Below are 18,211 nucleotides of genomic sequence, written 5' to 3'. Positions count from 1 at the left end.
TGTAATGCCTCGTGATTGGCTGAGGCTCTCAGCTTGATATGCTGTATTCATTTGCAAAAGGACGTGCAAATGAATAGCAGGCATCCATCCGATATCGTCGGCCATTATGGTTTCACGCTGGTCGAATTGCTGGTAACACTGGCCGTTCTGGGCATAGTAGCGACATTGGCGATCCCCGCCTTTACCAACATGAGCGAAAATATTCGCAACAAAGCCATAGGTCGCGAGCTTTTCTCCAGCATCAACCTTGCCAGAACCATCGCCGTTTCCCGCCAAAAGCACGTCGTGTTATGCGCCTCCAGCGATGCAGCGAGCTGTAATCAAAGAAACAATTTCAGCTATGGCGGCATCATATTTCTCGATGAGAATAAAGATGGCTCCCGCACTGCTGACGAGCAGGTACTGCAAACCATTCCTGCGGCACCGGAGAACAGCAGCCTCTTTCTTCGCGGGGGGCTGTTCCCTCACCTGCGCTACAAGCCCGATGGCACCCTGACGAGTGGCGGGCACTTCAGATACTGCCCACGCAACGGTGAAGCAAGCGATGGCTGGATTATTGTTTACTACTGGAGCGGACGCCCCTATTTTGGCAGAGACGGCAATGGAGATGGCATTGCGGAAAATGGACAGGGAGATAACTTGAGTTGCTGAAAGCGAACATCTTATAGTGCCGCTTCCAGCGCGTTTGAGGAGTTTTACCAGGGCTTGTGAGGGGTACCAGTGGCGCCCTTGTCCCAGAGCCTCTGGCCGGACGAGCTCAATGTCATACTGCCATCATTAGCCTGTACTGAGCCCTTCGGCGTCGCAGTCAGAAGGTAACTGCTCGCCGTCGCCTGAGTGATAGCCAGATCATAATGCTTGGCAGCACCATCCAAAGGCGCTTCCGTCGGGAAAATTGCTGGTGCACCAGTATCGCCACCTCCAGTCGCTGCTCCCTCATAGGAGCCATTCTCGGTAAAATGACGCTCCATAGCCTGGGCAAAGCTCATCAACGCACCCTGCGCATCAGCACGATTGGAAGAACGCACCTGGTTTTGGTAAGACGGAATCGCAACCGCAGCCAAAATCGCCACAATCGCCACCACGATCATCAGTTCAATCAGCGTAAACCCTTTATTCTTTGAGCATGGAACACGCATAAATCACTCTACTCCGGTCACTAAGTTCAGGACGATCAGTATCTTACCAGCTCTTCCCAGGAAAGGCGCCCCTGCAACGAATCCGCGGACCACTGGCGATCCGTACACACCAGGTTGCCATTGAGATTAATACAGAACTTGCCTTCACCGGAGATAGCGCCCCCATCACGGGTAATAAATGTGCCGCTATCCAGCAGTCCTTCTTCGCTACCACCATTGGAAGTACCGGAATTATTGTTCAGATCAGACGGCATCTCACCGACATAACCCAAATCGGTAGAGTCGATCTCGCCATCATTGTTCGCGTCAAATACCGGAATTTTGGGCGCGAGCCCAGAAAACAAATCCACGCTCATCAGCCACCCGGTGCCGCCAGAAGAACACGTGGCGGTACTGGGGATTGCAGTGTTGAAGAAGGCAACACTGCCCATCAGGTGCGACTCTACAATCACTCGCTCGCCACCGACCGTGGACGTGACGCCTGCAGAGCCGTCCGCCAGTTCTATCTTCCAGCCGTAATCCGCACTCCAATTTACCGGTAGACCATCGATGGTTCTCAGCCCTCTCTCCACGCCCAGTGTCCTGATGGCCAGGTTTTCCGAATCCAGATTAAAACTCCCCTTGTCCCAAACTGCGTAATAGGCAGTACCCTGCGTATCCTGTAAATCAGTGGTATTCAGGTATTGGCCGCTGCCAAAAAACACCAGGAGATTAGGGAAACCGCCATTGGCCGCAACAGTATTATCGGTATTTCTGGCAATCCGGGGCGCGGTGGTGATGGGCTCCCGCGCGTTGGCAGTTCCGGTCGTGAACAGCGGGTTGCCAGAGCCGTAGGCCAGCCCCCAGCCCGCATCTGCATTATCGCCGGAGTCACATAAAGTTTCGTCCTGTCGGTTACACAGGTCAAAAGACCACATATTGCCCTGGACGTCCCCGGCATACACCCAGTCAACGATCCCATCGCCATTCAGATCTGCGAGGGACGGAGTTGAGAGGCCATTTTTTTCATCTGTAGTACCGACGCCGGTATGTATTTTCTGTAACGATCCATCATCCAGGTAGTACAGATAAAGCACCGCTTCGCCATTCACGCTGTTATAGCCGTTGCCGAAAATCACTGCCCAGCGCCCATTGTTCAGACGGGCGACTTTGGGTCGGCTGTAAGAAAGGCCGAGATCATCATCAGAATCGGCATTGAGCTCACCCAGTACAATGCTGCTGGCGTTATTCAGGGTAAAATCATCGGGGTCGGTCACATCGAGAAAGAAATACCCTTTGCCACCACCGCCGTAACCACCGATGAGAACACTGTGCCACTCGTCATCAAAGTAGGCTTCGGCAACGGTGGGCGTCAAATCGACATAATATCGATGCGCATAATCCTGGCTGGTGAGGTAGTGCAGTCCTTCGGTGCTTTCGGGGGAAAACAGGGATTCTGGAGCATACGCGATCAGTTCTTCACCAGTATCGGCGTTGAACCCGTGCAGCATCCCATCATTGGCTCCGACATACACAACGCCTGTTCTACTTGCATTGTCGTCAACAAACGCAGAATAGTCGCCATCGCCATAAGCTTCGTAGCCCGCATTCACGATACTGGGGGCACCGACATAAGTGGGCGTAGAATGTACTATATCGCCAAGAAGACCATCTCGACGTCGGTAATCGGTTGCCGCATCCCCCTCTTTTGCGCGGGATCCCCGCAGGTAGGCCAACCTATCGGTAGCCCCGCCATCATTCGGGGTAACCGCACCGGTGTTGATATTCAGGTCGGCTTCCTGTGCCGTCTCGGTTGCCCGACCGATCAAGCCATTGGTAAACCCCTCCCCAACGCCATCCACGCTGGTTAGAATCAATCGGTTTGCCGGTGCAGGAAATTGATTCCGAGCACTCCAGAGATCGCTTTCGGAAATTTCCCCTTCGGAACTTATTGTGCGAGCCACCAGATCTCCTGACCAGCTTTCGCTATTGAATCGCGCAAGAAAGACGTTGGCGCCATTGTTCAGCGAAGTCGCGCTGAAGGACGCAGAGGATGAGGAGCTGACTTTGGAGAAAATATCCGTGAGGATGGATCGGAATGCGGCCTGCAAGGCTTGCCCGTCTGAAGCATAAAGATATTGCCCCCCCGCTTGCGAAGCAGCACTGGACATCAAGGGATTATTGGCCAGTGATGCCTCAGCAAACCCGACCATATAGGTGGAAACATTGTTTTTCACGGGCGCACTGGCATCCGGGCCATCCAGGTCTGGCCGCAAGTCCATGTCATACATTGCCGTGGTTACATCATCCAGGTAATCCGACCCATCGCCACCTAAATGCGTACGACAAGAATTATCGTCCTCTAAGGGATCACCATCTTGCGATAGGCAATCACCATCATAATCTTTCAATACATCACTGACATTAAAGTCACCATTTGGCTCACCATCGGTAAGCAACATGAAAAAGTTTTTCTGACAGTAGTACTGAACAACTTCCGGAGTCGTATCCAATGAATTGGCAAACGAAGGGTTTCTTTTAAAGATATCAGAAACCGGCTTGAATTCTGCCTGCACATTAAATGAATTTCCAGGATGCAATTCGAGGTTGCGATCTGAGGCATAGCCATATGTAAAGTATCGGCCAATATCTGACGCCGCCTCAGCCAACGGTGTAACACCACTCGCAGGAATATCACCAATAATACTATTGATCGCCGTTTTCTCGGAGGCGGACAATAGAGACAAATTGTGCAGGATTGTCGCGCCGTTACCACCATTGAACCTAGCTACCCCCACGCGCATCGACTCATCATCAAGGCTGTTGATCAGGTTCTGCGCTGCAGCCTTCATTACCTGTGAGCGCGTCTGGACAGGATCAGTATCCGGCACATTTGTACCCATCGAACCTGAAGAATCGAGCATGATCATCAGATTAGGTTTTGCCCCACCCTGCATCGCAAGCGGAACACTAGAAATCGGGCCCGGGGCCGTCTCAGCAGAAATAGCTGTTGAAAATACTGTAAAAAATACACTCAAAACATTCCTGATTCTGCGCACAGAAAAATACTTATTTATTTTCATTTTAATTATTCTCATATTGTTCTACTCGTAACCCTTGATGAGTAACAACAACGCGCTCTGTAGAGCCCAGACCCCGACCTAGCGCGACGATACGGAAAATATGATAGGTGCCTAAAGGTATTACATCACTGGATCCAGACACCTCGACATTGGTATGCACGGGATCGGGCTCGCCGAGTAATTCTATAAAGTAGCGACCAGTAAAGACCTTGCCGCCCATGGTAACTTCAACCTTTCCAGAATTAGCATCCGTCCAATTGTCAGGATCAAAAATATCGGAAGGGGCAGCACCGAAAGAATAAAGACCTGTTATTGTTTCCAGCGAAGACGCCGAGACATCTTCCAGATTATTGATTTCCACTTCCGCTGCCCGGGCAGCAGCTTCCGCCACCTGCAATGCGATCTGTGCATCCCTGGAGGCAAACGTCATTTTTTCCTGAAGAATGATATTTCTCGCTCCGGAAATACCGATGACTGTCAGCATGAGCAATATAATCATGCAGACAACCAAAACCGCTCCCTTTTGAGCTTTTACGCTGGAAGTCATCATTTAATATTCCCCCTGTTACGCACTTTGCTCAGTACCGAATAGACTTTACGTAGCCGTCCATCATCAGCCGACTGCGTCAATTCGCCACCAAGCGGGGTATATTCAAATTGATTGGCTCCTATGCGTTCATCGGCTGCCACCAGTAACTGCACGCGCACCGCGGCCACTTGTTCACTTTCTGCCGAATTGATCGGCGGCTCACCCCAGATGTCCACGATTTCAGGGGTCTGGGACGCCCGCCCGTAGCGCACCTGCAGATCTTCAATACCAGGTACCAACTCTCGAGCCGCACCGCCATTTTCACTGACATAAAGCCCGGGCAAATTGCCGCTGCGACTGATGAAATACGTCCGGGCATAGTAGCGGTATACCTTGGCTTCAGGCCCATAATCTGCTCCAAGCCCATGCTCCGCCGTTAACATTACCATGGGGGCAGATCCGCTGATTTCCTGTACACGGGTGTAATCGCCTGCATTGCAGTTGGCGATTAATACTTCTTGCCCTACGACCAGACCGCAGCTTTCGGTCAGCTCTATGACATTGCCACCAAGGTTCGTAGAAATCCGACCCTTGCCCCCGCAGGCGTCAAATGCCCCCTTGACAGTCAGAACATCAGTTCCAACCAATACCTCAGCGCCACCAATCGCCGCCGTCTGCGCCGTCGCGTTATCAATACCGGAAATGTAATCGCCAACAGTTCCCAGGTGATCTATTAGGAATTCATTGTCCACTACACACCCGGTAAATGCCGCATTGCGCAGTTCTTTGGCCAGCATATCGGTTGCGATACGGCCCGACTCCTGAATGCGCGACAGAGATTCCTGTAGCAGATGTGTTCGGCGATTAGCGTCAAAAATCTGCAGTACGCCCAACAAAAGTACCGATGCTAGTGCCAGGCCAACCATCAGCTCGATAAGTGACAGGCCTTTTTGCCTGCTAAACGTTGAAATATTCACAGATTCACCACCAGAACAAAGGTTTTCACTTCGGCACCACCATCCGCGGTGCCGGTATTCGCACCGGTATGCTGGCCCGCCCAGTTCACCGTAATGGTGGCGCTGGCAATGCCAGTGGCTAGATCATTCGTTATCTCGATGGCCCCGGATCCCTCGGGCAAATTGCTCGACAACAGCTGCCCCCACTCATAGAGATCCATTTTGGCCAGATCCGCGGCGGAACAAATAGCTTGAGAGCAATCCTGAAGCGTTAGAGTGTCATTAACGACGGAAGCGTTGTAACTAGTCCGGCCAATGGGGTTTATCCGCATCCGCTCGGCAATTTCGTATGCAGCCAGGCTGGCAAAATAACTCTGGCTGGCATTGTTGCCATTTTTCAGGCTGAGCATCTGGGTTGCACCTAAACCCAACAATCCCACTGAAAGAATCAATACCGTTATCAGCACTTCAATCAGGGTTGCGCCCCGTTGCCTGCTTATGGATAAGTTTTGCATCCTGCATATCCTTCCTATCAATCGCATTCCAGACGCGCGGTGCGAAGCACGCCACTCGTCAGGATCCTGATGTTTCTTCCCTGCTCGCCGACAGCCGTCGCGTCGCAGATCTCAAGCACGAAGTTATCAGCCATATTTGTCTGCCCATCGGCCAGATAGGAAAACTCTATATCACCTGTAGTCACTTCAAGAGATGCAACGTCACAGGCGGCGGTTTGCTGCAGGATTTCGTCGTTGTCGACATTTCCATCGCCGTTATCGTCTCGATAGACGACGACGCCCTGTTCAATCCCATTGGGCGCAGTCACGGTAACCGGTCGGCCGACACGCACCGCCTCGGTACGCCCAAATTGCAGTGCGCCGACCAGCTCATTGCCGCAGGCAACCCGCTTGTTACGCCGGATCATGTCGTTAAAGGAGGGAACGGCCAGAGAGGTAACAATGGCCAGAATGGAGAGCGTTATCATGAGTTCCACCAGCGTAAAACCGGCAGACATCCGTGCAGGTGCCATAACTTTCACGTGTAATCCTTACTGTGAATTAACCCATCATTGGGAAATCGGCTGACGCGCTATTTATACCAATTCGGCGTCATGGAAGAAGTGCAACAGTCGGTATTTTTATAACAAGCCGATATACGGCAAAAATAAACCGACTAGCGGTAGGCGTTTTATTTACGAAAGGCTTTCGAACGTTGCCTGCAAATCTGGAAATGAATAATCCGTAGAGAATTGAGAACTTTAAACAACACTATTTAGTATGCGCAAAAAAATCGTGCACCTATACCACCAATAGCCAAAAGTGGCACCGTCGTTACAAGTACAGCTACAGAATGATCATAAAGTTCAGTTACCCTTATTTTTACAGATCGCCAGTTTATGTATTAAAAATGCAATAAACGAAAATTACGCCACACACTCCACCCCGTGACGCAAAAAACATTATCTGGAAGCGTTAGCCAATAAGTACCAGAGGTCGGCAATTATGCTCTCACCGTACCACTTTGGTTTCTTATCTAAAAAAACTGCGATTCTTTGCTTTCTTAAGCCCTGTCATTAAACACCGATATGAACCCCACCACCCTCACGATTAGTACCCGACACGTGTTGATAAGTCACTACCGGGATATCAGGGTACTAAATATGCATCGGGCCGCGAATGCGGCCCGATGGTTTCTATGGTTAGCGCTGAGAGGACTACCTGGGGGAAAACTCCTCCCATGAAAGCCGCCCCTCACGCTCTTCGTCGCCGACATCGATGTCGTCACAGATTACATCTCCACTGCTTCCCGGGGTACAGCGCACATCGCCGATAAAACCGGACTGCCCCGGCATTCCCGGATCTCCAGAGCTACCGCCCTGACCACAGTTTTTGGTGCAGGCCGCGAACTGCTTGCCCACGTAACCCTCGTCCTGCGCATCGATCTTGCCATCATTGTTGAAGTCGGCGACAGCGTCGCTGCCGGCACGGCCCGTGCGGAAATCAAGACTCATCAGATATCCGGTTCCACTGGACGCACAGGGCTGTGGGTTCGGGCTGATCGTGCTGAAAAACAGGGTGTTGCGTCGCAGTGATGGGGAGGTAATCACCCGTTCGCCCGCGAAGCCGGTGGCTGCGACGTTGCCCCGGGCCAGCTCCATCCACCAGCCGCGGTGAGTGGTCCAGTCCACTTCGGTGCTGCTGTCTTCATTGATGGTGCGATTATTACCGCTATCCGACAGTACCTGCTTCGCCAGATCCGTTGCCGTAGCGGCGCCGTCAGTAAGGCTTGCACCGTTGTCCCACACGGCGTAGAAGCCGCCGGGGTTGTTGTCTGAAAGGTCGCCACTGTTCAGGTACTGCCCGGTACCGAACATCACCAGTACATTGGCCCCGTTATCCGCCCCCTCTGCATCCGTATTACGGGCAACCAGCGGTGCCGCAAGAATGGCCGCATCAGGCTGCCCTGCTCTGGCACCGGCTTTGAAAATGGGTTCGTTGCCATACACACCCCAGCTGCTGTCAGACGTGGAGGACAGGTCGAAAGACCACATGTTGCCCATTACGTCGCCCGCGTAAACGCGATCCACAACGCGGTCTCCATCCAGGTCAATCAGGCGCGGCGAGGACAGGCCATTCTTGCGCTCGTTGATCGCGCCTGCGCCGGTTGGAATAAACTTCCAGTCGCCACTGTCCCAGGAACCATCGACGCCCTCTTCGATGTAGACCACAAACAGGCCGGCCACGCCGTTGACGCTGTTATAGCCATTGCCGAAAATAACCGCCCACTTGTCGTTATTCAATTTGGCGATCTGTGCTTCCGAATAGGAATCACCGAGGTTATCCGCATCCGAGGCGCCATCGAATTCCCACATGGCGATGCTAGCGGCATCCGACTCATCAAAATCATCGGCTGCCACCACGCTGCCACTGGAGCCCGTCGTGCCCGCGCCGGAGATGTTAAGGGCAAAGTATCCCTTACCGCCGCCGCGCAAACCGCCAACCAGCACGGTCATCCACTTCTCGCGATTGCCCCCGGCCGGGTCAATATAGATATCAGAGACGGTTGGGGTGAGGTCGACATAATATTTGTGCGAATAGCTGTCGTCGGTGAAGCTGTGCAGCCCCTCGTAACGCTCATCGTTCAGTACCAGGGACGGTATGTAGGCGAAAACCTCTTCACCGCTATCGGCATTGAAGGCGTGCAACATCCCGTCATTCGCACCGACGTAAACCATCGGCGTACGATTGGCGTTATCAATGCGATACTGCTCGTAAGGTGATCGTCCATTGTCACCAAAGGTTGCGGGCCAGTTCAGCTCCGGCTTACCGACATAGACGGGGGTAGAGTGCACAATATCCCCCAGCAGCTTGGGTCCGGTGATTTTATCCACCAGCGCGGAGAAGGCCCCCCGCTGACGGAAATCGCCGGTGCCATCATTGGTCGTATCACCGCGGATATAGGCCAGTCGATCGGCCCATTTGCCATCGGCCAGGCCTGTACTCGCGTTCTTATTGAGGTCGTTTTCGTGTGCAGAGTCCGGCGAAGTGCTATCCACGCCCGTCGCGTTTGCGGTAAAGGGCACACCCTTACCATTAAGGTAGGTAATTATTTGCCGTGTTGCAGAGGACTCATTCGCCAGCTTCTCTGACGCTTCCCACCGTGTACTTGCTACCCTGCCGGTGTCCGGATCCAGAGAACGAGCAAACAGGCGGCCACTGAAATCCGACGTATCAAATTTAGCGGAATAGATGACGGAACCGACATCCAATGAGGTGGAGTTAAAGGCAACCGATGCCTGGGTACCAACTGTGTTGGAAATGGCATTTACGGTGTCGCTGAGCGAAGCCACCAGTGTGCTGGCACTGCTGGCAAACTGGTAACTCCCTCCCCCTTGGGCCCCTGCCGATTTCAGCAAAGCATTATCGGCCAGGTTCTCATCGGCAAAGCCAATAAAATAACTGACAATATTATTTTTGTACGGCTGGTTATTGAGGTCCTTGAGATCCGGACGCCAGTCAATCTCATTCAATGCCTTGGCCACATCATCCAATGCGTCGCCATCGTCCGTGTTCGTATCCAAATCATAATTCTGCAGGTAGCTGGTGTAAGCAGAATCATTGTTGGGCAGGCCATCGGTCAGGGCCATGACAAAGTTTGCCTGGCAGTACTCCTGGATGGCAGGGTTTGCTCTCGTGGGCTTCACGACGCCATTTGCATATACCGGCCCGGGATTGGTGGCAGCGCCCAAGACAGCTCTCGCTAGCACATCGTCCTGGTTGTCGGCATCGCCCGGGTGAATGGTCACCTTGTCAGTAGCGCCGTTATAACCTTCGACAAAGTAATAACCAATATCCGTCAATGCTTCGGCCAGGGGTGTAGTTCCATCAGCCTCAATCGCGTCAATCTTGGTGAGCAGGGTATCCCGGGCGCCGGTCTCGGAAATACTGCGCAAACCAACCAGTATTTCAGCACCGTCACCGCCATTGAACTGGGCAAGGCCCACGCGCAAATCCCCCAGTCCGCGCACGACAGTCTTTGCTGCCTCCTTGGCAATATACAGTCGGCTGTCAGCGGCATCTGTTGCGGTAACATTCCGATCAAGATACCAGGCCATGGAGCCGGATGAGTCCATCAGGATCATCAGGTTTGGCTCTACCTTGCCGGTGGCCTGAAGTGGCGTATTGGCCATTGTCAGTGCTTCGGCACTGACGCAGGTTGAATACGTAAACGAAAAGCCGAGCACGCCGAGTAATATTGGGCTTGGCAGGAATTTCTTGAGCAGTTTGTTATTCATTTTCCTATCCTAGAAGCGCTTTCCGAAGTGACTGATGATGGTGCGGGTGGTGCCCTCTGAAAGCCCCTGCCCCTGGGCGACGATGCGAAACACCTGAATCTCGCCGCCGCCAGTGGTCTGGCCATAGCCGCCAACAGTGATGTTATCTGCGGGATCCTCTTTATTCGCATTCCCCGCGAGTTCAATGTAATAGCGGCCGGAAAGCGCTGTCCCGTCCGGCTTTTCCATTTTTACTGCCTTGGTTACCGCATTATTGGTAGCCCAGCTGGCGGAATCCATGAGATTGTTCGGCCCCTCTCCTTCCGGGTGCAGATGATTAGCCACGCCAAAATCGCCGGTCGTCGACATGTTTTCGATTTCGACTTCCGCCGCCTTCACCAAAGCTTCCGCAACCTCCAGCGCCACCTTCGCGTCGCGGGATGCGAACGTCATTTTTTCTTCAAGCAGCACCGTCCGCGCCGCGGAGACGCCGATCAATGTCAGCACCAGCAGCACAATCATGCTGATCGCGAGTACGGCGCCCCGCTGCCCAGCCAACGCTGGCGATAAGTTCCTATGCATTACATGGTCCCCCGGTTGCGAATCTTCGATGTCGTCAGGTAGACCTTCCTCAGCTTGCCGTCGTCGTAAGTGGTCGTCGCGCCATCCAGATCGGTTACATCAAGATCCTTGGCCCCGATGCTCGTATCACTGGCAGCCACCAGCTGGACCTTGATCACCAGGGCCTGTTCCATCTGTGCCGGCGTCAGGCCGGCAGAAGAACTCCAGGTATCCACGACATCATCGTCATCAATGTCACGTCCATACAGGATCTGCATGTCTTCCACACCCGGTACTATCTCGAACGCAGCGCCACCGGTATCGATAACGTGCAGCGCCGGTTCTCCGGTTGCATCGCTGTTGGCAATAAAATAGGTGCGCTTGTAGGGCTTGAGGATACGCGCATCTGCGCCGTACTCGCGCTGCAGGATTTTGGTGGCATTGGACACCCAGTTATCTGCGTCTTTACCGGTATTGTGTACAACGGTCTGCTTACCTGAGTTACCACCGGTGCCGCCCTGTACATCGGTAATCGTCATCAACTCGCCACTCTGGCAGTTCGCCAGCAGCACGATATCCCCCGGGGTTACATCGCACTGGGGGCTGACGTGGAGAGCCGCAGCGGTATTGGATGGGACCATACGGCCGGTGCCGCCACAGGCGTCATCGGCACCGCGAAGCGTCAGGGTGTCAGTGCCATCAATAACCGTCATGGTACCCAGCGTCAGACCGGTGGCATTATCGACACCACCAACACCATCGGCGCCGATCTGGTCGTAAAGGTCTTTGGCCGAAGAAGTGGCGTAGTCACTGTCAGTCGGATCCAGGTGATTGCGTATGCTGTCTTTGTCCGGTGCGCAGCCCCAGTAGTCAGCCATGCGGATTTCCTTGGTGAGAAGATCCATGGCGAAGCGGCCACTTTCCTGCAGGCGGGCAAACGCAGTCTGCATTTGCATGGTATTGCGGTTGCTGTCAAAAATTTGCAGAACGCCCAACAACAGCACGGCGCTCAATACCAGGCCGATCATCAATTCGATTAGGGACAAGCCACGCTGCCCGGCAAAAGTTTTCGTATTCACAGCTCAACCACCATTTTGAACGTAGATTTCTCGGTTCCACTTTCTGCGCTGCTGCGATTCTGCCCCGTGTTCTGTTCATCCCAGGTCACCGAGAGCGTTACCTGGCGGCCATCTCGCTCGATAAGCCCAACCCCGCCGGGGAGATTGGTGGAGATCACCTGCCCCCACTCGTAAAGATCCAGGCGGGCGAGATTGGTGGGAGAGCATTTAACACTGCAGTCCACACTGGTTTCAGTACCGTCGGCCGTCTGGCCATCGTAGCTAGCGAGCTCCAGCCCATCGGAGTTTGCACGCAGACGTTCGGCCATCTCGTGCGCGGCAAGAGCAGCCATATAGCGGTTGTGCGCGTTGTTTCCGTTCTTGAGGCTCATCATCTGGGTGGCCGAAAGGCCGAGGAGACCGATCGCCAGGATCAGGATCGTGATGAGTACCTCGATCATCGTGGCACCAGTTTGCTTGTTCATATCGCTCCCTAACTGCATGAGATTTGCGATGTCAGACGCAGCACACCGGAAGCGAGCAGTCGGAGCTGCTTGCCGTGGTTTCCGGTGCGGTCGTCGCACAATGTGATGTTCAAGGCATTGCCGGCACCGTTGACTGCGCCGCGAGGGCTGTACGCCATATCCAGGTTGGTGATGTCGGCGGTGACCGCAAGGCCTGACACATCGGCCAGTGCTACTACCCGGATTTCTTCCCCGGCGTCGTAATTACCGTCGCTATTCTCGTCAAACCAGACTTGCAGGCCATTGGCGATATCATTTGCCAACGCCTGAACCTGTACCGTGCGACCACGTCGGACAGCTTCTGCGCGCGCGAATTGCAGCGCACCGGCAATATCATTGGAGGCGGCCGACAACCGGTTGTTTTTGATCAGGGTATTGAACGACGGAACCCCAATACTGATAACGATGGCGAGGATCGCCATTACCACCATCAGTTCTACCAGGGTGAAGCCCGCGGAACGGCTTGGGACTTTCATGATTAGGTTGCCCGATGTTGTAGTTATTAAACTCGGCCCAACAGGGGCCACAAAGGGCTACCATAATACCTGCCATAAATGGATATGGCGCTTGATTCGACGACCGGCTTATCTGGGCCGACCAGCGGTCGACCCGGAAAGACATTAGAGAGGGGAAATGGAAAGCGGGAAGAGGAGCAGACTCAGCGCAGCTCTTTGGGCAGGGAAAAGCTGATATTTTCGGCGCGGCCGGACATTTCTTCCGGCAATTCAGCCCCGAACTGCCTCAGGCGTTCGATAACGCCCTGCACCAGCACTTCGGGAGCAGAAGCGCCGGCAGAAATACCGATTGTCCGACAGCCGCCAAACCATTCCTCAACGATATCTTCGGCACCATCAATCAGCTTGGCCTTCGCACCGCAGCGCTCTGCCAGCTCGCGCAACCGGTTCGAATTGGAGCTGTTGGGGCTACCCACAACCAAGACAAAATCACACTCCAATGCCAGCTGCCGCACGGCATCCTGCCGGTTCTGGGTTGCATAACAGATATCATCTTTGCGCGGACCACGAATATGCGGAAATTTAGCGCGCAGCGCATCGATCACCCTGGAGGTATCGTCCACAGACAGAGTGGTCTGGGTGACATAGGTGAGATTGGTCGGATCGCGCACTTCCAGTTTGGATACATCCTCCTCGTCCTCCACCAGATAGATAGCACCACCGTTGGCCGTATCATACTGGCCCATGGTGCCCTCTACCTCTGGATGCCCTTCGTGGCCGATCAGGATACACTCACTGCCGTCACTACTGAACTTGCTGACTTCCATATGCACTTTGGTTACCAGCGGGCAGGTTGCATCAAAAACTTTCAGCCCGCGATCCTCGGCTTCTTTCTGTACCGCCTTTGACACGCCATGTGCGCTGAAAATGACAATCACGTCATCCGGGACTTCTTCGAGTTCATCCACAAACACCGCGCCGCGCTCGCGCAGGCTGTCGACCACAAATTTATTGTGCACAACTTCGTGACGGACATAAATCGGCGCACCAAACACATCCAGTGCGCGATTGACGATATCGATAGCCCGGTCAACACCGGCACAGAAACCGCGTGGATTGGCGAGGCGAATTTGCATGCTGTTGCAGCCCTTGTTGGTGGACGGTCTAGTTGACCGAGGCCACTTCGAGAATTTTCACGTGAAAGAAAACGGTCTGGCCTGAGAGCGGATGGTTGAAATCCACTTCGACCTCATCTTCGCCAATATTGCGAATGACTCCGGGCAACTCGCCACTACCGTTATCGAAAGAAACCACCAGTCCTTCCTCCAGCTCCATATCCGGCGAGAAATGATCCCGGCGAACAGTCTGGATGTTGGCTGGATTGCGCTGGCCGAACCCCGCTTCCGGCGGAATTTCTATTTCCGCTTCATCGCCGGCCTTGAGGCCAAACAGCGCGCGTTCGAAACCGGGCAATAAATTGCCATCGCCAACGATAAACGTCGCCGGATCGCGGTCAAAGTTGGAATCCACCACGGAACCATCATCCAGCTTGAGACTGAAGTGCAGGGTTACGCGACTGTGTTCGCCGATCACGTTATTGCTCATGACTACTGCCTTTAAACTTCTGCACTGTTTTCTGATGATTTGTCTGCGCGATCGCTGAAAAACAGCAGCTCAATCACCAGCATGGCTGCGCCAACCGTAATTGCCATATCCGCTACATTGAATACCGGGAAATGCCAGCTGCCGTAGTACACCGAGATAAAATCCCGCACATAACCGAGCACCACCCGATCCCAAAGGTTGCCAACCGCCCCCCCCAGGATCAACGCCAGCGCGGCAGGCTCCCAGCGTTTGGCCGCCGGCAACCGCCACAGCCACATCACTACTACCGTACTAAACCCCAAGGCCACTGCGCCAAAAAACCAGCGCTGCCAGCCTCCCGCGTCTGCCAGAAAACTGAACGCCGCGCCGTAGTTCTCGGCATAGGTAAATTGCAGCAACCCCGGAATGATTTGCATTGCCGGGCCGTACATAAACTTGTCAACCGCCCAAACCTTGGTCGCAATATCCAGAAGAATCACAACAATCGCCAGCAGGTACCAGCGCCAGGGTGCGCGCAACACATTAAGCATATTGGCGAACCTCGCCGGTGCCGCTCACGTTTTCAACACAGCGTCCGCAGAGTTCCGGATGCTCACTGTTGCTGCCGACATCTTCGCGGTAGTGCCAGCAGCGGCCACACTTGGGCGCATCCACTTTGTGCACCGACACGCGCAGCCCCGCCAGTTCGGTTTCTCCGGCGCCGGCCGCATCAGACAGTGGCTGCACGGAGGTGGAAGAGCAGATCAGGACAAAGCGCAACTCGTCTTTGAGCGCATCCAGCTTTTCCTGCAGCGCGGGATCCGCGAACAGGGTCACAGATGCCTGCAGTGAACCACCGATGTTACCGGCACCGCGCTGTGCTTCGAGCACCTTGTTCACCGCAGTCTTGACGTCTGCAATGGCATCCCAGAAATCGGCATCCATCAGATTTTCTGCCGGCAGTTCCGGGAACTGGTACCACTCTTCCAGCAACACACTCTCGCTGCCAGCACCCGGCACAAACTGCCACAGCTCTTCGGCGGTGAAGCTCAGGATTGGCGCAACCCAGCGCACGAAAGCCTGCACGATGTGGTACAGCGCGGTTTGCGCGGAACGGCGGGCAACGCTGTCGGCCTGGGTGGTGTACTGGCGATCCTTGATGATATCCAGGTAGAAACCACCCATCTCGACCACGCAGAAGTTATGCAGCTTCTGGTAAATCTGGTGGAACTGGTAGCGGTCGTAGGCCGCGATAATTTCTTCCTGCAGTTTGGCCGCCTGCTCCAGCGCCCAGCGATCCAGCGCGAGCAGTTCATCGACCGGCAACAGGTCCCTCTCGGGCTCAAAACCGGCCAGATTCGACAGGAAGAAGCGCGCGGTGTTGCGCAGGCGGCGATAGGAGTCTGCCGTGCGCTTCAGGATCTCATCCGATACCGCCATCTCACCGCTGAAATCGGTGGCGGAAACCCACAGGCGCAGCACATCGGCGCCCAGCTTGTTGATCACATCCTGCGGCGCCACGGTATTGCCGATGGACTTCGACATCTTGCGGCCCTGGGCGTCCACGGTGAAGCCGTGGGTAAGCACCTGCTTGTACGGCGCGCAGTCGTTGATGGCGATGGACGTTTTCAGGGAGGACTGGAACCAGCCGCGGTGCTGGTCAGAGCCTTCCAGGTACAGATCCGCGGGGAAACGCAGGCCGTCGCGGCGCTCCAGTACCGCATAGTGGGTCACACCGGAATCGAACCACACGTCGAGGGTATCGGTAACTTTCTGGTAGTTGTCCGCGTCGTCACCCAGCAGCTCTTTGGCGTCCAGGTCGAACCAGACATCCATTCCGCCTTTTTCCACCAGCTCCGCAACCTTGTCCATCAGCGCCGGGGTTTGCGGGTGGATCTCGTGGGTTTCCTTGTGCACGAACAGCGCGATGGGCACACCCCAGGTGCGCTGACGGGAGATACACCAGTCAGGGCTCGCATTCAGCATGGAATCGATACGCGCCTTGCCCCAGCCCGGAATCCACTCGACTTCATCGGCGGCTTTCTGGGCGTGATCCAACAGGTCATTCTGCTGCATGCTGATAAACCACTGCGGGGTCGCGCGGTAGATCAGCGGGGTTTTGGTACGCCAGCAGTGCGGGTAGCTGTGCACCAGCTTGTCTTCGTGCAGCAGCACGTCTTTTTCTTTCAGCAGCTCGACAATCTTGCCATCCACTTTGTAGACGTGCTCGCCGGCAAACAGCGGCACGCTCTCGCGGTAAACGCCGTTGTCGTCGACATAGTTCAGGGTATCGATACCGTAGCGCTTGCCCACATTGAAGTCGTCGGGGCCGTGATCCGGTGCGGTATGCACACAGCCGGTACCCGCGTCGGTGGTCACGTGATCACCGAGAATGATGGGCAGCTCTTTGTCGTAGAACGGGTGCTTGATTTTCAGGTGCTCGAGCGCGGCGCCGCGGATATGGCCAACAACCGCGCCTTCCAGCCCTGCGCGGGCAAGCACTGCATCTTTCAGCGCTTCCGCCACCAACAGACGCTTATTGCCGACTTGTACCACCACATACTCCAGCTCCGCATTGACGGAGACCGCCTGTGAGGAAGGCAGGGTCCAGGGGGTGGTAGTCCAGATCACGACGGACAATTGACCGTCGCCGGCGTGGCCGCCTGCGGCATCGGCAATCGCCAGCGCGGTTTCCTCGGTCGCCGGGTAGCAGACATCGATGGAGAAGGAAGTTTTATCCTGGTATTCCACTTCCGCTTCCGCCAGCGCGGAACCGCCAACAACACTCCAGTAAACCGGCTTGAAGCCGCGCGCCAGGTGGCCGTTTTTCACTACGCGGCCGAGGGCGCGGATGATGTCGGCCTCAAACTGGAAGTCCATGGTACGATAGGGATTGTCCCACTCGCCGAACACGCCGAGGCGGATGAAGTCTTTCTTCTGACCTTCGACCTGCTTGGCAGCGTATTCACGGCACTTCTGGCGGAATGTTTTGTGATCCACCTTTACTCCGGCCTTGCCGACTTTCTGCTCCACCTTGTGCTCGATGGGCAGGCCGTGGCAGTCCCAGCCGGGCACGTAGGGAGCATCGTAGCCACTCAGGGTTTTCGACTTGACGATGATGTCCTTGAGGATCTTGTTAACCGAGTGACCGATATGGATATCACCGTTGGCGTAGGGAGGGCCATCGTGCAGGATGAACTGCTCGCGACCGGCACGGGCTGCACGGATTTTTTCGTACAGCTTGCCTTCTTGCCATTTCTTCAGAATCGCCGGCTCCCGCTGGGGCAGATTGCCACGCATGGGGAAGTCGGTTTCGGGCAGATTCAGGGTCGCTTTGTAATCGGTCATTGGTTATCTACTTCGGTTGTAGCTCGAAAATAATTCATCATTCCAGAGTGCTTCAAACTCCGTTCAAGCGTCTAAGGCTTACGAAGTACGAAACTGAGAATCCAAGCCGGAGTGCTGGGTATCAGGTTTCAAAACCGTCGGCGACCGGGACGTCGCCGACGGAGCTTACAGGGATGTACTTGCAGCGTTTTTGAAACCTGATACCCAGTGCTCCGGCGCCACCG

The 18,211-nt window shown here is 54.7% G+C and carries 16 protein-coding genes; 1 reads left to right on the top strand and 15 read right to left on the bottom strand.

The genetic code is table 11. The features are described 5' to 3' along the window. The first annotated feature begins 51 nt into the window (after window positions 1-51). On the top strand, window positions 52-651 hold the full coding sequence (locus ACNKU7_RS17290) for a GspH/FimT family pseudopilin (RefSeq protein ID WP_418298238.1): 600 nt from the start codon (window positions 52-54) through the stop codon (window positions 649-651). Window positions 652-695: 44 nt separating this feature from the next. Here the strand turns inward: ACNKU7_RS17290 and ACNKU7_RS17285 are convergent, their stop codons facing one another. The 15 genes from ACNKU7_RS17285 to ileS all read right to left on the bottom strand — a co-directional run bounded on the left by ACNKU7_RS17285 (window position 696) and on the right by ileS (window position 17,987). Beyond that, the gene (locus tag ACNKU7_RS17285) at window positions 696-1,139 is read right to left on the bottom strand and encodes a type IV pilin protein (RefSeq protein WP_418298237.1); all 444 of its coding nucleotides are present in this window, start codon (window positions 1,137-1,139) and stop codon (window positions 696-698) included. Window positions 1,140-1,174: 35 nt separating this feature from the next. Continuing rightward, window positions 1,175-4,216, bottom strand: a complete 3,042-nt coding sequence (locus tag ACNKU7_RS17280) for a pilus assembly protein (protein WP_418298236.1) — start codon at window positions 4,214-4,216, stop codon at window positions 1,175-1,177. After that, window positions 4,203-4,751, bottom strand: a complete 549-nt coding sequence (locus tag ACNKU7_RS17275; RefSeq protein WP_418298235.1) for a pilus assembly PilX family protein — start codon at window positions 4,749-4,751, stop codon at window positions 4,203-4,205. The genes ACNKU7_RS17280 and ACNKU7_RS17275 overlap by 14 nt, the downstream gene beginning before the upstream one ends. Continuing rightward, complete coding sequence (locus tag ACNKU7_RS17270; RefSeq protein WP_418298234.1) at window positions 4,748-5,707, bottom strand: PilW family protein; 960 nt, start codon at window positions 5,705-5,707, stop codon at window positions 4,748-4,750. Before ACNKU7_RS17270 ends, ACNKU7_RS17275 begins: the two co-directional genes overlap by 4 nt. Next, complete coding sequence (gene pilV / locus ACNKU7_RS17265) at window positions 5,704-6,201, bottom strand: type IV pilus modification protein PilV (RefSeq protein ID WP_418298233.1); 498 nt, start codon at window positions 6,199-6,201, stop codon at window positions 5,704-5,706. Before pilV (ACNKU7_RS17265) ends, ACNKU7_RS17270 begins: the two co-directional genes overlap by 4 nt. 17 nt (window positions 6,202-6,218) lie before the next feature. Next, window positions 6,219-6,713, bottom strand: a complete 495-nt coding sequence (locus ACNKU7_RS17260; RefSeq protein ID WP_418298252.1) for a GspH/FimT family pseudopilin — start codon at window positions 6,711-6,713, stop codon at window positions 6,219-6,221. A gap of 684 nt (window positions 6,714-7,397) precedes the next feature. Continuing rightward, complete coding sequence (locus tag ACNKU7_RS17255) at window positions 7,398-10,478, bottom strand: PilC/PilY family type IV pilus protein (RefSeq protein ID WP_418298232.1); 3,081 nt, start codon at window positions 10,476-10,478, stop codon at window positions 7,398-7,400. Between the two features lie 9 nt (window positions 10,479-10,487). Then, the gene (locus tag ACNKU7_RS17250; protein WP_418298231.1) at window positions 10,488-11,039 is read right to left on the bottom strand and encodes a pilus assembly PilX family protein; all 552 of its coding nucleotides are present in this window, start codon (window positions 11,037-11,039) and stop codon (window positions 10,488-10,490) included. Further along, window positions 11,039-12,097 (bottom strand): PilW family protein, encoded by a 1,059-nt coding sequence (locus ACNKU7_RS17245; RefSeq protein WP_418298230.1) that lies wholly within the window; start codon window positions 12,095-12,097, stop codon window positions 11,039-11,041. The genes ACNKU7_RS17250 and ACNKU7_RS17245 overlap by 1 nt, the downstream gene beginning before the upstream one ends. After that, complete coding sequence (gene pilV, locus ACNKU7_RS17240; protein ID WP_418298229.1) at window positions 12,094-12,561, bottom strand: type IV pilus modification protein PilV; 468 nt, start codon at window positions 12,559-12,561, stop codon at window positions 12,094-12,096. The genes ACNKU7_RS17245 and pilV (ACNKU7_RS17240) overlap by 4 nt, the downstream gene beginning before the upstream one ends. 8 nt (window positions 12,562-12,569) lie before the next feature. Then, complete coding sequence (locus tag ACNKU7_RS17235; protein WP_418298228.1) at window positions 12,570-13,076, bottom strand: GspH/FimT family pseudopilin; 507 nt, start codon at window positions 13,074-13,076, stop codon at window positions 12,570-12,572. Window positions 13,077-13,258: 182 nt separating this feature from the next. Next, on the bottom strand, window positions 13,259-14,191 hold the full coding sequence (gene ispH / locus ACNKU7_RS17230) for a 4-hydroxy-3-methylbut-2-enyl diphosphate reductase (RefSeq protein ID WP_418298227.1): 933 nt from the start codon (window positions 14,189-14,191) through the stop codon (window positions 13,259-13,261). Between the two features lie 28 nt (window positions 14,192-14,219). After that, a complete protein-coding gene (locus ACNKU7_RS17225) occupies window positions 14,220-14,660 on the bottom strand; it encodes an FKBP-type peptidyl-prolyl cis-trans isomerase (protein WP_418298226.1) in 441 nt (146 codons plus the stop codon). 11 nt (window positions 14,661-14,671) lie between these two features. Next, the gene (gene lspA / locus ACNKU7_RS17220; RefSeq protein ID WP_418298225.1) at window positions 14,672-15,190 is read right to left on the bottom strand and encodes a signal peptidase II; all 519 of its coding nucleotides are present in this window, start codon (window positions 15,188-15,190) and stop codon (window positions 14,672-14,674) included. Next, entirely contained in the window at window positions 15,183-17,987 is a 2,805-nt protein-coding gene (gene ileS / locus ACNKU7_RS17215) for an isoleucine--tRNA ligase (protein ID WP_418298224.1), read from the bottom strand. The genes lspA and ileS overlap by 8 nt, the downstream gene beginning before the upstream one ends. Window positions 17,988-18,211 lie beyond the last annotated feature (224 nt).

It is taken from the genome of Microbulbifer weihaiensis, from assembly GCF_048323715.1.
Taxonomy (GTDB): Bacteria; Pseudomonadota; Gammaproteobacteria; order Pseudomonadales; family Cellvibrionaceae; genus Microbulbifer.
The sequence above is the reverse complement of the archived record's forward strand: the minus strand, read 5'-3'. Positions and strand labels throughout refer to the sequence as shown.

Coding starts and splice junctions, on each gene's coding strand:
- ACNKU7_RS17285 (WP_418298237.1), bottom strand. CDS start 1,139: ATGCGTGTTCCATGCTCAAAGAATAAAGGGTTTACGCTGATTGAACTG.
- ACNKU7_RS17280 (WP_418298236.1), bottom strand. CDS start 4,216: ATGAGAATAATTAAAATGAAAATAAATAAGTATTTTTCTGTGCGCAGA.
- ACNKU7_RS17275 (WP_418298235.1), bottom strand. CDS start 4,751: ATGATGACTTCCAGCGTAAAAGCTCAAAAGGGAGCGGTTTTGGTTGTC.
- pilV (WP_418298233.1), bottom strand. CDS start 6,201: ATGCAAAACTTATCCATAAGCAGGCAACGGGGCGCAACCCTGATTGAA.
- ACNKU7_RS17260 (WP_418298252.1), bottom strand. CDS start 6,713: ATGGCACCTGCACGGATGTCTGCCGGTTTTACGCTGGTGGAACTCATG.
- ACNKU7_RS17255 (WP_418298232.1), bottom strand. CDS start 10,478: ATGAATAACAAACTGCTCAAGAAATTCCTGCCAAGCCCAATATTACTC.
- ACNKU7_RS17250 (WP_418298231.1), bottom strand. CDS start 11,039: ATGCATAGGAACTTATCGCCAGCGTTGGCTGGGCAGCGGGGCGCCGTA.
- pilV (WP_418298229.1), bottom strand. CDS start 12,561: ATGAACAAGCAAACTGGTGCCACGATGATCGAGGTACTCATCACGATC.
- ACNKU7_RS17235 (WP_418298228.1), bottom strand. CDS start 13,076: ATGAAAGTCCCAAGCCGTTCCGCGGGCTTCACCCTGGTAGAACTGATG.
- ispH (WP_418298227.1), bottom strand. CDS start 14,191: ATGCAAATTCGCCTCGCCAATCCACGCGGTTTCTGTGCCGGTGTTGAC.
- ACNKU7_RS17225 (WP_418298226.1), bottom strand. CDS start 14,660: ATGAGCAATAACGTGATCGGCGAACACAGTCGCGTAACCCTGCACTTC.
- lspA (WP_418298225.1), bottom strand. CDS start 15,190: ATGCTTAATGTGTTGCGCGCACCCTGGCGCTGGTACCTGCTGGCGATT.
- ileS (WP_418298224.1), bottom strand. CDS start 17,987: ATGACCGATTACAAAGCGACCCTGAATCTGCCCGAAACCGACTTCCCC.